Genomic DNA, 14,481 nt, shown 5'->3' with positions numbered 1-14,481 from the left:
AGTGCGCGCAGGCAGGTTTTCCGCAAGCGACGGGCTGGACGGCGCCGGACTTGCGGGCTGCCTGTCAAATTGGCACATACTTAGATCAATTGAAGGAGATCCGCGATGCGCCTCGCCCTGGTCGGTACCCCGCGCAGCCTGGGGCCGGTGCGCCCCGAATTGATGGCGGACCTGCCCGAGGGAACCCGGCTCGAGGCCTGGCCTTCGCGCGTGGGCGTGTTCCCTTCCGGGCCGCTCGAGCGCGACATGCAGGCGCTCGGGCATCTCGAGGCCGGGCTCTGCGCGCTCGAGGCGGACGTCGACGCGCTCGTGCTCGACACGCTGGGCGACTACGGCCTGGCCGCGCTGCGCGCCGTAAGCGCGCGACCCGTGGTCGGTGCGGGCGAGGCGGGCATGGGGGCCGCGGCCGAACGGGGCCGATTCGCGATCGTCACGGTCTGGCCGGCCTCGATGAACTTCGTGCCCGAGGGGCTGCTGCGCGCCTACGGACACGAGGCAAGCTGCCTTGCCATCCACAATGTCGGGCTGGAGGAGGACCTCGCCAACCTGTCCGGCCCCGAGGGGTATCTCGGCCAGGTCGGGTCGGGGGCGCAAACCTTGCTCGCGCGGATCGATGCGGCGATTGCGCGGGCCTGTGCACAAGGGGCCGAGGCGATCCTGCTCGGCTGCACGTGCATGTCGCCGATCGCGGCGCGCCTGGCGCAAGCTTCGCGCGTGCCGGTGATAAATCCGCTGCGCGAGGCGGCCCGGCTGGCCGTGCAGCGTGCCGCCAGCGCCGCACCGAAGCCGGCGCAGCCGCCCGTCGCGCGGCTCGCGGCGGTGCGCGCGATGGTCGATGCCGTCGCCGACCTGCCCGAGGAGGCCTGCCCGGTCTGCGTGGTCGCGCAAGCCTTCTGAAATCGCGCTTGGCGGGCCTGGCGCCGGACCCGCGACCAAGGTCTATCGTTCCATGGTACAATTGGCGCGCGCCGTCCTGCGTCCCAAACTCGACTGCGAAAAATCGCGTAAGAGCGATGTGGTCAAATGGAGATATGGGGATGTTGGAACAGGCCATGAGCAAGTTCTCGGGTGACACGCTCATCCGGGACAAGTTCGACAATTTCATCGGCGGCACCTGGGTTGCCCCGGTCAAGGGGCAGTACTTCGACAACGTTTCGCCGGTGACCGGCCAGGTCGTGTGCCAGGTCGCGCGCGGCACCGCCGAGGACATCGAGCTCGCGCTCGACGCCGCCCATGCCGCCAAGGATCCCTGGGGCAAGGCCTCGCCGATCGAGCGTTCGAACACCCTGCTCAAGATCGCCGACCGCCTCGAGGCCAACCTCGACAAGCTCGCGCTCGTCGAGACGATCGACAACGGCAAGCCAATCCGCGAGACGACCGCCGCCGACGTACCGCTGGCGATCGACCATTTCCGCTATTTCGCCAGCTGCGTGCGGGCCCAGGAAGGCTCGATCGCCGAGATCGACCACGACACCGTCGCCTACCACTTCCACGAGCCGCTCGGCGTCGTCGGCCAGATCATTCCCTGGAACTTCCCGATCCTGATGGCCGCCTGGAAGCTCGCGCCCGCGCTGGCCGCGGGCAACTGCGTGGTCCTCAAGCCCGCCGAACAGACCCCGATGTCGATCCTCGTGCTCGCCGAACTGATCGCCGACCTGCTGCCCGCGGGCGTGCTCAACATCGTCAACGGCTTCGGCATCGAGGCGGGCAAGCCGCTCGCCACCAACAAGCGCATCGCCAAGATCGCCTTCACCGGCGAGACCACCACCGGCCGCCTGATCATGCAGTACGCGAGCGAGAACCTCATCCCCTGCACGCTCGAGCTGGGCGGCAAGAGCCCCAACATCTTCTTCGAGGATGTGATGGCCAAGGACGACGACTACCTCGACAAGGCGCTCGAAGGCTTCACGATGTTCGCGCTCAACCAGGGCGAGGTCTGCACCTGCCCGAGCCGCGCGCTGGTGCACGAATCGATCTACGACGCCTTCATGGAAAAGGCGATCGCGCGGGTCGAGGCGATCAAGCTGGGCAGTCCGCTCGATCCCGCGACGATGATCGGCGCGCAGGCCTCGAACGACCAGATGGAGAAGATCCTCTCGTACATCCAGATCGGCCGCGACGAGGGCGCCAGGGTCCTCACCGGCGGGGAACGCGCGATGCACCAGGGCGACATGGCACAGGGCTACTACGTGCAGCCCACCGTGCTCGAGGGCCACAACAAGATGCGCATCTTCCAGGAGGAGATCTTCGGGCCGGTGCTTTCGGTCACCAAGTTCTCGTCCGACGAGGAGGCGCTCGCGATCGCCAACGACACGCTCTATGGCCTGGGCGCGGGTGTTTGGACCCGCGATGGAACGCGCGCCTACCGCTTCGGGCGCGGCATCCAGGCCGGGCGCGTGTGGACCAACTGCTACCACATGTATCCCGCGCACGCCGCGTTCGGCGGATACAAGCAGTCGGGCATCGGGCGCGAGACGCACAAGATGATGCTCGACCACTACCAGCAGACCAAGAACCTGCTCGTCAGCTACAGCCCCAAGGCGCTCGGGTTCTTCTAAGCTCTCTCCCTCCCGGCGCCTCCTCTCACTCCACCAGTCCGCAGGCGCCGGGACTCTCGGACCGGTGGGTGACCTTCGTAGTCACCCACCGTCTTTTTCGTTCGGGAAACGGGCGGTGGTGGTACGATCGGGACAGGCCCGCGATGAACGCGGGCGGATAGGCGAGAGGAAAAGGCCATGGCGCGCATCGTGCTCAACGTCATCTACGACCATCCCACGGATCCGCAGGCGTTCGAGGCCTATTACGCGGACACGCATATGCCGATTGCCGAGCGGATACCCGACGTGGAGCGGCTGGTCCTGCTCAAGGCCCTGCCGGGTGCCGATGGCGCGCCGGCGCCCTGGTACCGCACCGCGCAGATCTTCTTCGCCGATGCGGCGCGCATGGAGGCGGCGATGGCCTCGCCCGAGGCGCAGGCGGCGGTGGCCGACCTCGCCAATTTCGCGACCGGCGGTGTCCGCGTCGTCGTGGCCGAAGTGGTGTGAGCGAGGTCCCGCCCCGGATTCGTGCCACGCCTGAGGCGGAAAGCTGGATCGAGCGGCTGCGCGAGCGGCACGGCGATCTGATGTTCCACCAGTCGGGCGGCTGCTGCGACGGCTCGGCGCCGATGTGCTTCGTTGCCGGCGAGTTCCGGGTGGGCGGGCAGGACGTGCTGCTCGGCACGCTGACCGGGAACACGCCGGTGTGGATCGGCGCGGCGCAGTTCGAGTATTGGCGCCACACCCAGGTCACCATCGACGTCGTGCCGGGGCGCGGCTCGGGCATGAGCCTCGAGGCGCCCGAAGGCGTGCGCTTCTTCATCCGCAGCCGGGTCTTCAGCGACGCCGAGAACGCGCTCCTCGAAGCCGCGGGCGAGCCGCCGCGTGGGCGCGCGTTCGGCGAGTGAGGCCGCGCACCCGGGCCATCTGTCCAGCAACGGCACACAGGCGGCGCATATAGGTCAAACCGCTTGGACTTGGCGGGTTGCGGGCGTAGAAACGGGTAGGCGCGCGAACGATTGCAGGGCTTTGGGAACGCACGAGGCAGGGCTGTACGAAACGAGACGGTCGCACCGGGAGAGATGGAATAGGCATGCAGATCCAGTTGGAGCATGGCGATACGCCGCTTTTGACCTGTTCCTCGCGCGCGACCGACGTGGGCCAGGTCGCCCGTGAACTGGCCGAGGCGGTCGATGGCGCCGAGCTCGCGGGCGCCTTGCTGTTCTGTTCCAATCGTTTTCCCCGTGACGATCTGGCCCGCGCGCTGCGCGAGCATTTGGACGGGGTGCCGCTGATCGGCTGCACCAGTGCGGGCGAGCTCAGCGACCGGGGCTACGACACTGAAAGCGTGCTGCTGGTCGGATTTCCCGCCGAGAGCTTCTCGATGGTCTCGCTGCGGTTCGATGCGCTCGACCACTTCGACCCGCAGGAGGCGCAAGGCGCGATCCGCCAGTTGGTGGCGGGCGCGCGGCTCGACCACGCGGCGGTCCAGGACGTGCACCAGGTCGCGCTGTTCTTCGTCGACGGGCTGTCGCACCGCGAGGAATTGCTGACGATGACCGCGCAGCACGCGCTCGGCGACATCCAGCTGATCGGCGGTTCGAGCGGCGACGGGCTTTCCTTCAGTGAGACCGGCGTGCTTCACGAGGGCGCCTTTCACCGCGATTGCGCGGTGATCGCGGTGCTCACCAGCCGTCGGCCGATGCACGTCTTTTGCGAAAGCCCCTACCGGCCCGGCCCCGCGCGCATGGTGATCACCGAGGCCGACCCGCAGACGCGCACCGTCTTCGAGATCAACGCGGCGCCCGCGGCTGAGGAATACGTGCGCCTCACCGGGCAGGCGCCCGAAGTGCTCGACGCGCATTTCTTTGCCGCGCACCCGCCGATGGTGCGCACCGGCGGGCAGCACCACGTGCGCTCGATTCAGTCGGCCAATCCCGACGGTTCGCTGACTTTCTACTGCGCGATCGACACCGGCGTCGTGCTGACCATCGGCGAGCCGATCGACCGCATCCGCTGGATGAACGAGCTGGTCGCGAAGGTCACGCGCAAGGTTGGCGCGATCGACCACGTGATCGGTTTCGACTGCGTGCTCAACCGCCTCGACGCGGAGGACCGCCAGATCGTGCGCGAGCTTTCGCGGCTTTACGTCGACAACAAGATCATCGGGTTCAACACCTATGGTGAGCAATTCCTCGCAGCCCACATGAACCAGACGTTCAGTGGTCTGGCGATAGGAAGGTGATTCGCGACAGGAGACGCGAGAGGGAGAGGAACAGGCCATGCTTCGCGAACGAAGCGGGGATGCCGGGGGCGGAACGGCACCGGGCGAGGAACCGGATGACGAACTGGCGCGCCTGCGCAAGCGGGTGGCGCAACTGGAAAAGATCAACGCCGCGCTGATCGACCGGGTCGAGCGTTCGACCGACCTGCAGGGCGGGGCCTTCTCGATGTTCGAGACGGCGATCTCGCTCGAGGCCATGGTGCGCGACCGCACCGGGGCGCTGGAGATCGCGCTCGAGCGGCTCAACACCGCCAACGCCGAACTGGCCAAGGCCCACGCCGACGCCACCGCCGCGCGCGTGCTGCTGCGCGACGCGATCGAATCGCTGTCCGATGGCTTCGCCCTGTTCGACGACGAGGATCGCATGATCCTGTGCAACCGGGCGTTCCTGAAGATCTTCCCCTACTTCGAGTCGATCTCGGACAGCGCGCCCGAATTCTCCGAGCTGGCCTCGCGCCTCGCCCGGCACGGCGCGACGATCGGATCGCGAATTGCGCCCGAGCGCTGGCTCAAGGACCGCGTCGCGCAGCATCGCCGGGCGCAGGGGGCGCACGTCCAGGCGCTGTCGGACGGGCGCTGGATCCAGATCAACGAGCTGCGCACCAGCCAGGGCGGTACCGTCGGCATCTACACCGACATCACCACGGTCAAGGCCGAGGACGCGCGCCAGCGCGCGCGCGAGCTGGCCGAGCGCAACCTCGCGCTCCAGGCCACGCTCGACACGCTCTCCGAGGGGGTCTGCCTGTTCGACGCCGCGGGCAACCTCCAGGCCTGGAACGAGGGGGTGCTTTCGATTCTTGGCCTCGACGGCGTGCGGACCGCGCGCGAAGGCAACCCGGGTATCGAGACTCACGCCATGCTTTCGCGCTGGTGCGTGGGCAAGCAGGGGCTGGACTGCCCCGAGGCGCTCGACTGGCGCGAGGAAGGCGCGGCGCGCGCGCTCGGCCAGCTCGAGACGGCGTGCATGATGGGCGATCGCCACGTCGTGATCCGTTCGGTTCCGCTCAAGAACGGGGGCATGGTCTTCACCTTCGACGACGTGACCGACCACGTGCGCTTCCAGCGCTCGCTCACCGAAACCGCGGAAACGCTCGAACGCCGCGTCGAAGCGCGCACCGCCGAACTGGTCGAGGTCAACCGCCAGCTGGTCGAGGCCAAGAACGAGGCCGAGACCGCGAACCGTTCGAAGACCAGTTTCATCGCCTCGGCCAGCCACGATCTGCTCCAGCCGCTCAACGCCGCGCGGCTGTTCGTTTCGGCGATGGACGGCATGGCCATGCCCGAGCGCCAGACCAGCCTTGTCCAGCAGGCCTCGACCGCGCTCGATTCGGTGGAGGAACTGCTCGAGGCACTGTTCGAGATCTCGCGCCTCGACGCCGGTGCGGTCCAGCCCGAGATCCAGCCGCTTTCGCTCGACCATATCCTGGGCGCGCTGCGTATCGAGTTCGCGCCGCTGGCCGCGGCCGGAGGGCTCGATTTCGAGGTCCCCGAGACGGGCCTTTGGGTGCGTTCGGACCCGCGACTACTGCGCCGCGTGCTGCAGAACTTCGTCTCGAACGCGATCCGCTACACCGAGGAGGGCAGCGTGCGCGTCGAGGTGCGGGGCAGCGCGGAGGAAGTCTGGGTGAGTGTGCGCGACACCGGGCCGGGCATCGCGGCTGAGGACCAGGCCCAGATCTTCGAGGAATTCCGCCGTGTCGGAAAGACGCAGCGTATCCCCGGCAAGGGTCTTGGTCTCGCCATCGTTCGCCGCGTGACCGCCGTGCTCGACCACGCGATCGACCTGACGACGGCACCGGGCGAGGGGGCGACGTTCACCATTCGCGCGCCGCGTTGCGAGCCCCAGGCCGAAACCGGCGAAAGCGCCTCGGCCCAGCCGGGCGGCAAGACCGGCAGCGGCGGGCTTGTCCTCGTGATCGACAACGATCCCGCGATCCTGCTCGGCATGGAGGCATTGCTCGAGAACTGGGGGCTCGACACGATCGCGGCCTCCGGCCTCGATGATCCGGTGCTTGCGGGCGCGCTCGAGCAGGAGCCGGCGCTGCTCATCGTCGACTTTCACCTCGACGATGGGCAAACCGGCGAGGATGCCGTGGCGCAGGTGCGCGCGCGGCTGGCGCGCGAGGTGCCCGCGCTGCTCATCACCGCCGACCGCAGCGCCGAGGTGGCCGAGATCGCCGCACGCCATGGCCTCCCGATTCTCAACAAGCCGGTCAAACCTGCGCGTCTGCGCGCCCTGCTGCGCCAGATCGAGGTGCTCTGACGGGCCCCCTGGCGATCAGGTCAGTGCGGCGAAGGCGCTGCGCCAGGCCTCGGGCAGCGGCGTGGGGCGGCGGCTGTCGCGATCGACGTAGACGTGGGTGTAGTGCGCTTCGGCTGCCGCGACGTCCTCGCCCGCGACAAAGAGGCCCAGGTGATAGGTCACGCTCGAGCTGCCGAGCCGCGCGACGCGCAGGCCCACTTCGAGCTTCTGCGGGAACTGCACCGAGGCGGCGTAGCGGCAGCCGGTCTCGACCACGAGCCCGATCGGCCCTTGCGGTGCCGGGCTCTCGAGGTCGAGCAGCCCGGCCTCGATCAGCCAGGTGTTCACCACCGTGTCGAACCAGGAATAATAGACGACGTTGTTGGCATGGCCATAGACGTCGTTGTCGCGCCAGCGCGTGGCGATGGGCAGGAAGGCGCGGTAATAGGCGCGTTCGCGCAAGGGTTCACGGCTCATGGCGGCGGGATTAGCAGGCATGGGGAGCAAGGCCCAGCCCGATGCGCGCACGCACCGCCCAGCGTTCAGGCACGAAAGCCGATCTTGCCCGCCATGATCACCGCCTGGGTCCGGCTGAACACGTTCATCTTCTGCAGGATCGCCGAGACGTGCGCCTTGACCGTGGTCATCGAGACGTCGAGCTCAAAGGCGATCTGCTTGTTGAGCCGGCCCGCCACGAGGTGGCCGAGGACGACACGCTGCTGCGGGGTGAGCGTTTCGATGCGGGCGCGGATCTGGTCTTCCTCGGCGGTCTGGGTCTCGTCGCATTCGAGCTCGGGGGTGTAGATTTCGCCCGAGAGGACGAGCTGGAGCGCCTCGACGATGGCGCTGCGCTTGAGCGACTTGGGCACGAAGCCGGCCGCGCCCGCGGCGAGCGCGTTGCGCACGACGTTGCGGTCGGTCACGCCCGAGACCATCACCACCGGGGTCGCGGGAAAGCGGTCGCGCAGCGCCTCGAGGCCGGAGAGGTGGGAGACGTCGGGGATGTTGAGGTCGAGCAGCACGAGGTCGACGTCGCCGCCACTCGCCAGAGCCTCGAGCGCGCCGCCCAGGCTGTCGGCCTCGAGGATCTCGCAGGCGGGAAAGGCGTCGTCGAAGATCGATCGAAGCCCGTCGCGCACGAGCGAATGATCGTCGACGATCAGGACTTTGTCGGGACTCGTCATGTCACCCATGGCCGTATCCATCCGTGCGAGTGCGTTCATCTTCGTCATATCCCGGGGGAGGGGTGGAGCGCCAGCCTCGCAAGGGTTCCCTCGTTGCGCTGGCGCTCCGGTTGTCATCGCATGCGCTGACCTACTTGGGCAGCTTGAACACCCAGAGCATGCCGCCTTGGCTGATTTCCTTGAAGGTCTTGGCGACCTCGCCGCCCCACAGCGGGACCGCGCCGCCCCAGCCCGACATGACCGCGACGTACTGCTCGCCGTCCTGCGTCCAGGTGATCGGCGAGCCGACCACGCCCGAGCCGGTCTGGAACTTCCACAGCTCCTTGCCGGTCTTGGCGTCGAAGGCCTTGAGATAACCTTCGGGGGTGCCGGTGAAGACGAGATTGCCCTTGGTGGTCAGCACGCCGCCCCAGAGCGGAGCGGGGTTCTTGTATTCCCACACGATCTTGCCGGTCTTGGGATCCATCGCGCGCAGCGCCCCGATGTGGTCCTCGGCGATCGGCTTGATGGTGAAGCCTGCGCCGAGGTAGGCGGCCCCCTTCTTGTAGGCGATCGGCTCGTTCCAGATGTCCATGCCCCAATCGTTCGAAGGCACGTAGAACAGGCCGGTATCCTGCGAATAGGCCATCGGCATCCAGTTCTTGCCGCCCAGGAACGAGGGGCTGGAGAACACCACCTTGCCCTTCTCGGCGCCGCTTGGCGCGCCGGGGCGGCCCTGCTCGATGTAGTTGGGACGTCCGGTCTTGAGGTTGATGCCATCGGCCCAAGTGGTCTGCATGACGAACTTGTGCGCGCCGATCAGCTTGCCGTTCGTCCGGTCGAGCACGTAGAAATAGCCGTTGCGGTCGGCCTTGGCGCCCAGCTTCATCGCCTTGCCGTTGACGGTGGCGTCGAAAGGGATGAACTCGTTCACGCCGTCGAAATCCCAGCCATCGTGCGGGGTGGTCTGGTAGTGCCACTTGATTTCGCCGGTATCGGCGTCGATCGCGAGGGTGGAGGAGGTGTAGAGGTTGTCGCCGGGGCGCAAGTGGCTGTTCCAGGGCGCGGGGTTGCCGGTTCCGAAGAAGAGCATGTTGGTCGACGGGTCGTAGGTTCCGCCCAGCCAGGTGGCGCCGCCGCCGGTCTTCCACAAGTCGCCGGTCCAGGTCGCGCCCTGCTTGCCGGTCATCGTGCTCGGCTTGCCGTTCAGCGTGCCCATGTGGCCCTCGATGACCGGGCGCGACCAGACCAGCTCGCCGGTGTCGACGTTGCGCGCCTGCACTTCGCCCACGATGCCGAATTCGCCGCCGGAATTGCCGGTGATGACCATGTCCTTGACGATCAGCGGCGCGGCGGTGGCCGAATAGCCGGTCTGGTAGTCGGCGGTCTTCTTGTTCCAGATCACCTTGCCGGTCTTGCGGTCGAGCGCGACGAGGTGCGCGTCGAGCGTGGCGAAGATCACCTTGTCGCCGTGGATCGCCGCGCCGCGGTTGACGACGTCGCAGCAGGGCATGATCGCGTCGGGCAGACGGGCGTTGTATTCCCATTTCTTCTCGCCGGTGCGCGCGTCGAAGGCGAAGAGACGCGAATAGGAGCCGGTGACGTAGATCGTGCCGTCATAGACCAGCGGCTGGGCTTCCTGGCCGCGCTGCTTCTCGCCCCCCAGCGAAGCGGCAAAGGCGGGCACGAGCCTGGAGACGTTCGAGGAATTGAGCGTGTCGAGGCTGGAGAAGCGCTGCTGCCAGGGCCCCATGCCGTAGCTGAGCACGTCGTCCGGGCTGGAAGCGTCGTTCATCAGGTCCGCGCTGGTCGGCCCTTCGGCCAGAACCGGTGTGGCAACCAGCGCCGTGGCGGCGGCCAGGCCTGCCAGAAAATGGGAAAAACGCCTCTTCATCCTATCCCTCCTGTTTGGGGTGAGCCGCCGGGGATTCGTTCTACGGACGATGGCGCCCCCATGTCCCCGGTCGTTGGCAGGCAGCCTAGACTGCGCAAAAGCCCAAACAATTGCACCTTGGGATGAGGGGGCTTGGCGCGGCGCAGGACAGGATCGGCGCGAAGGGTTTTAGCTGGCTTTCGCCATGGCTCGGGGGATATGCGGAGCGACGCGTGGTGCGCTGGGAGCCGTCGGATCCGCGGCCCGGAAATCGGGCGGGGCCTCGTGCGCGGTCTCGTGCGCGGTTCGGGGGGCACCGGTCGCAGTCGGTACCCCCGTCCCCCCGTTCACGGTGCGCCCTGGCTCGCCAGTGCGGGCTGCCAGTCGACACCGTGCCTGGAAAAGAGCGCGGTCATGCGGCCATCGCCGATCATGGCGTCGATCTCCGCCTCGAGCGCGAAGCCCAGGGTCCGCGCGTTCTCCTTGACCGCGATGCCGATGTCCCATCCGGGCGAGAGCATCATCGGCAGGGGGCCGCGGCGCTTGCGGATGCCCGCCTCGGGCGCGTCGGCCATGGCCGCCTCGATCTGCGCGCGGCTGGCGACGGCGAACTCGGCCTTGCCCGCGCCGAGCGCGGAGACGGCCTCGTATCCGGTGCGGGTGTGGACCACGTCGCGGGCGAGCACGCCGCCGGCATGGCCCAGGAGATAGAAGTCGGGGATCGAATCGAGTTCGGCGGCGATCGGGTGCCCCTTGAACTGCGCGGGCACGACCTCGCAATTGCCCGCATCGCGCGCGCAGGCCCCGGCGAAGCTCTCGTGGTAGTAGGGCGCGAGGAAGACGACGTTGTCCTCCTGCTGCATCAGGGCGCGGTCGAAGGGTACGTGCAGCATGACGTCGCAGGGCTGGAAGCCGAGCAAGCCCCCGCGCCAGACCACGTTGCGCAAGTCGTCCGAAAGCTCCTCGTCGGCGGTGAACAGCGCGATGTCGGCGCGCACGCCCAGCGTTTCGGCCAGCGCGCGGGCAAGATCGGCGTCGATCCCGGCGGGCTTGCCCTGCGCGTCCCATGACCAGGGCCGGTTGTCGGCGTAGAGCCCGACGCGCAGCACGCCACTGGCGCGCACTTTCTCGAGCGGGGCGGCCTGGAGTGCGGACGGCCGCAGGGCGGCTGGCAAGGCCAGCGCACCTGCGGCGGCGAAGAGGCCCTTCAGGAGGGACCTGCGACAGCCCTCCATCGGTCCTACTCGTCGGTGTGCTTGGTTTCGAGCCAGGTGCGGATCGCCCAGCCCGCCTTCTGGCCCAGCACCTCGCCGAAGGGCGGCATGTAGACCTTGCCGTCGTGGCTCGAGCCGTGCTGGAAGCGCTCGACGAACCATTCGTCGCCCGAGGGGCCGAGTTCGAGGTAGCGCAAGTCCGGCGCGATGCCGCCCGAGATGGCCTCGAGGCCGTGGCAGCGCGCGCAGTTCTGGCCATAGGCGCTCTCGCCGATCTCGGCGGCCTTGGTCTTCACCTCGGGCGCGGCACCGGCATAGGGGTTCTCGGCAACCCAGACGTCGTTGCCGCCGGCCAGGTCGGGCAGGGCCGAGGTGTCGACCGCCTGCGGGGTGACGTTGCCGTGGGCGAAGAGCGTCGTGCCAAGGGTAAGCGAAGTCATGGCCGCCGCCGCGATCAGGGCCGCACGGCCGGTTGTCATCGTCATGGTGTCAGTCATCCTCTGCGACCTCAGGGCTCGATCTGGTGTCCCCGAATGCTGACCTTGATCTAGCTTACGCTCCGACCACGACCCAATTGGACCATGGTACAAGACCAAGGTCCAATTCCCAGGAACGCGGGAAAGCCTAAGTTCCCAAGGCTATGGAGAGGATCTTCGAAACCCGCGCGCGGCTTATCGGCGTTGCCGCCTTCGCCTTCGGTCTCGTCGCCGCACCTGCCTACGCAGGCGAGAGCACGGGCCGGGCCTACGTCAGCAACGAGCGCGGGGCGAGCGTCTCGGTGGTCGATCTCGCCACCAACCGCATCGTCGCCGAATGGAAGGTCGGCCAGCGTCCGCGCGGGATCGCGCTGACGCGTGACGGCAGGTACCTGCTCGTCTGCGCCAGCCTCGACAACGCGGTCGAAGTGCGCGATCCGCAGACCGGGGCGCTCGTCGCGACCCTGCCCTCGGGTGCCGATCCCGAGCAGTTCTTTCCTGCCTACGACGGGCGCCTGCTGTTCGTCGCGAACGAGGACAACGCGGCGGCGACCGCGGTCGACCTCGCGACCGGCAAGGTCGCCTGGCAGGTCGCGGTGGGCGAGGAGCCCGAGGGCATCGCGCAAAGCCCCGACGGCAAATGGCTGCTGGTCACCAGCGAGGAGGACAATGTCGTCGCCTGGGTCGATGTGCCCAGCCACGCGGTGGTCGAGGAAATGGAAACCGACGCGCGCCCGCGCCATGTCGAGTTCACGCCCGACGGCGGGCAGGTGTGGATCGGGGCGGAGATGGCGGGCACGGTCCACATCGCCGACGTCGCCACGCGCAAGGTGGTCCAGACGCTGACCTTCGCGCCGCCCGGTGTCCCGGCCTACAAGGTCATGCCCTGCGGTATCCGCTTCACCCCGACGGCAAGACCGCGGTGGTGGCGCTGGGCCGCGCGAACGCGGTGGCGATCGTCGACGTCGCGAGCGCGACGGTGCGCGGCTACGTGCCGGTTGGAGAGCGCCCCTGGCACCTGGCGATCCTGCCCGAGGGGACGCACGCGCTCGTCGCCAACGGGGCGAGCGACACGCTCTCGCTGGTGGATCTTGCCGCGATGAAGGTCTCGGCCACGATTCCCGCCGGGAAGGGCCCCTGGGGCGTCGCCCTGGGGCGCTGAGCGCGCCGCGAATTAGTCAAAAGTACAAAGGTCTAAAGTCCAATATCGCGCGGCCCCCCCGCCCTTCATGGTCGTCGACAGTCGCAGGAATAGTCGACACACGAAAAACAGGAGGGGATGAACGATGATCGCGAAGATCATGCTGCGCGGCACCGCCGCGCTGGGGGTTCTGGCCATGACGACGGCGCCGGCCCTGGCCGGTACGGGGGAAACCCTGCTCAAGCGCCTTCACGAGAAAGGCATTCTGTCGGACGAGGAATACGCCGAACTTCTGGCCGAGGCGGCCGCGCCGCCAGCTGTTGCCGCCTCGCCGGCACCCGCGCGAGGCGCAGTCGACGACGGGCTTTACGTCAAGCGCACCGCAAGCGGTATCGGCCTCGAGGTCGGTCCGGCCACGATCACGTTCGCCGGATCGGTCAACGGCTTCTACGTCCACGACAATCCCGACACGCCATCGGCGACGACCTCGGTCGTGGGCGGCATCGCGAGTGTTGGCACCAGGAATTCCAGCGCGGTGCGCAACGGTCTCCTGCCCGGCTTCCTGACCGTCTCGGTCGCGACCAAGCAGGCGGGCTGGGACATCAACGCCTTCTTCGGGCTCTATCCCGGCATCAACTCGGCCGCCTGGGGGGCGCTGGGCGCCAACAACGGCGGCCAGCCGACCGCGCTGGCGACGGCAGGCATCGACGCGCGCCAGACCTACCTGACTTTCGGCAAGCCCAACTTCGGCACGGTGAAGATCGGCCGCGACATCGGCCTGTTCGGTTCGGACGCGATCCTCAACGATATCACGCTGCTCTCTTCGGGTTCGCCCGGCGGTAACGTGGCGCCCGCCAACACCACGTTGGGGCGGATCGGTTCGGGCTACATCTACACCGACTTCCAGCCGCAGATGACCTATACCAGTCCCAAGCTGGGCGGGTTCCAGGCAGCCGTCGGCGTGTTTCAGCCGCTGAGCTCGCTGACCGGCCCGGCGCAGGCCAATTCGCAGCCCGGCTTCCAGGGCAAGCTGACCTACGACGGTTCGTTCGGGGGCGTGGGTGCGCATCTATGGGCCTCGGGCGTGACTCAGAAGCACGACATGCTGATGGGTGGCGACTACACCGGGCGCGGGCTGGACCTGGGCGCCAAGGTCACCGGGGGGGCGCTCGCGGTCACCGGCTACTGGTACACCGCCAAGGGGCTGGGCACGACCGTGCTGGGCCTGTTCGACACCGACCTTGCAGGCAATCCGCGTTCGAGCGACGGCTTCTACATCCAGGCGCTGGCCACTTTCGGCAAGTTCGCCGTGGGCGGCAGCTATGGCGAAAGCTCGCTCGACTATGCCAATGCCGCCGACGCGCTCGCCAATCCGGACCTCGTCAGGACCAACTCCAGCTACGTCGGCCAGCTTCGCTACAGCCTGACCAGCTGGGTCACGCTGATCGGCGAATACGTCCACTCCAAGGCCGAGGCGCATTCGGGCAACGAGGCCGAAAGCGACGCGCTCGCGATGGGGGGCATCCTGTTCTTCTGACGCTCCACCGAGGC

12 protein-coding genes and 1 pseudogene are annotated in these 14,481 nt (G+C 67.9%); 8 read left to right on the top strand and 5 right to left on the bottom strand.

The genetic code is table 11. The features are described 5' to 3' along the window. Window positions 1–105 precede the first annotated feature (105 nt). The 6 genes from HT136_RS15925 to HT136_RS15900 all read left to right on the top strand — a co-directional run bounded on the left by HT136_RS15925 (window position 106) and on the right by HT136_RS15900 (window position 7,084). On the top strand, window positions 106–897 hold the full coding sequence (locus tag HT136_RS15925; RefSeq protein WP_214200781.1) for an aspartate/glutamate racemase family protein: 792 nt from the start codon (window positions 106–108) through the stop codon (window positions 895–897). 140 nt (window positions 898–1,037) lie between these two features. Further along, entirely contained in the window at window positions 1,038–2,558 is a 1,521-nt protein-coding gene (adh, locus tag HT136_RS15920; protein ID WP_214200780.1) for an aldehyde dehydrogenase, read from the top strand. Window positions 2,559–2,735: 177 nt separating this feature from the next. Further along, a complete protein-coding gene (locus HT136_RS15915; protein WP_214200779.1) occupies window positions 2,736–3,044 on the top strand; it encodes an EthD family reductase in 309 nt (102 codons plus the stop codon). Then, the gene (locus HT136_RS15910; protein WP_214200778.1) at window positions 3,041–3,445 is read left to right on the top strand and encodes a DUF779 domain-containing protein; all 405 of its coding nucleotides are present in this window, start codon (window positions 3,041–3,043) and stop codon (window positions 3,443–3,445) included. Before HT136_RS15915 ends, HT136_RS15910 begins: the two co-directional genes overlap by 4 nt. A 185-nt stretch (window positions 3,446–3,630) precedes the next feature. After that, window positions 3,631–4,782, top strand: a complete 1,152-nt coding sequence (locus HT136_RS15905) for an FIST N-terminal domain-containing protein (protein ID WP_214200777.1) — start codon at window positions 3,631–3,633, stop codon at window positions 4,780–4,782. Between the two features lie 37 nt (window positions 4,783–4,819). Continuing rightward, entirely contained in the window at window positions 4,820–7,084 is a 2,265-nt protein-coding gene (locus HT136_RS15900; protein WP_214200776.1) for a hybrid sensor histidine kinase/response regulator, read from the top strand. Between the two features lie 15 nt (window positions 7,085–7,099). Here the strand turns inward: HT136_RS15900 and HT136_RS15895 are convergent, their stop codons facing one another. The 5 genes from HT136_RS15895 to pedF form a co-directional block, all read right to left on the bottom strand. Further along, window positions 7,100–7,561 carry an acyl-CoA thioesterase gene (locus tag HT136_RS15895; protein WP_246543776.1) on the bottom strand — a complete coding sequence of 154 codons (462 nt, stop codon included), beginning with the start codon at window positions 7,559–7,561 and terminating at the stop codon, window positions 7,100–7,102. 44 nt (window positions 7,562–7,605) lie between these two features. Continuing rightward, entirely contained in the window at window positions 7,606–8,286 is a 681-nt protein-coding gene (locus HT136_RS15890) for a response regulator transcription factor (RefSeq protein ID WP_214200775.1), read from the bottom strand. Between the two features lie 91 nt (window positions 8,287–8,377). Next, window positions 8,378–10,120, bottom strand: a complete 1,743-nt coding sequence (locus HT136_RS15885; protein WP_214200774.1) for a methanol/ethanol family PQQ-dependent dehydrogenase — start codon at window positions 10,118–10,120, stop codon at window positions 8,378–8,380. A gap of 326 nt (window positions 10,121–10,446) precedes the next feature. Continuing rightward, the gene (locus HT136_RS15880) at window positions 10,447–11,334 is read right to left on the bottom strand and encodes a substrate-binding periplasmic protein (protein ID WP_214200773.1); all 888 of its coding nucleotides are present in this window, start codon (window positions 11,332–11,334) and stop codon (window positions 10,447–10,449) included. Window positions 11,335–11,339: 5 nt separating this feature from the next. Then, window positions 11,340–11,792, bottom strand: a complete 453-nt coding sequence (pedF, locus tag HT136_RS15875; protein ID WP_425516900.1) for a cytochrome c-550 PedF — start codon at window positions 11,790–11,792, stop codon at window positions 11,340–11,342. Window positions 11,793–11,953: 161 nt separating this feature from the next. Between pedF and HT136_RS15870 the strand changes: the two are divergent. Both HT136_RS15870 and HT136_RS15865 read left to right on the top strand, forming a co-directional pair. Next, window positions 11,954–12,951 (top strand): annotated as a pseudogene (locus HT136_RS15870) (PQQ-dependent catabolism-associated beta-propeller protein). A 124-nt stretch (window positions 12,952–13,075) separates the two neighbouring features. Continuing rightward, window positions 13,076–14,467: a porin family protein gene (locus HT136_RS15865; protein ID WP_214200771.1), complete on the top strand. Its 1,392-nt coding sequence runs from the start codon at window positions 13,076–13,078 to the stop codon at window positions 14,465–14,467. Window positions 14,468–14,481: the final 14 nt, after the last annotated feature.

The organism is Novosphingobium profundi (genome assembly GCF_018491765.1).
Lineage (GTDB): Bacteria > Pseudomonadota > Alphaproteobacteria > Sphingomonadales > Sphingomonadaceae > Novosphingobium > Novosphingobium profundi.
Note: the sequence above shows the minus strand (reverse complement) of the source record. Positions and strands in the feature narration are given on the sequence as shown.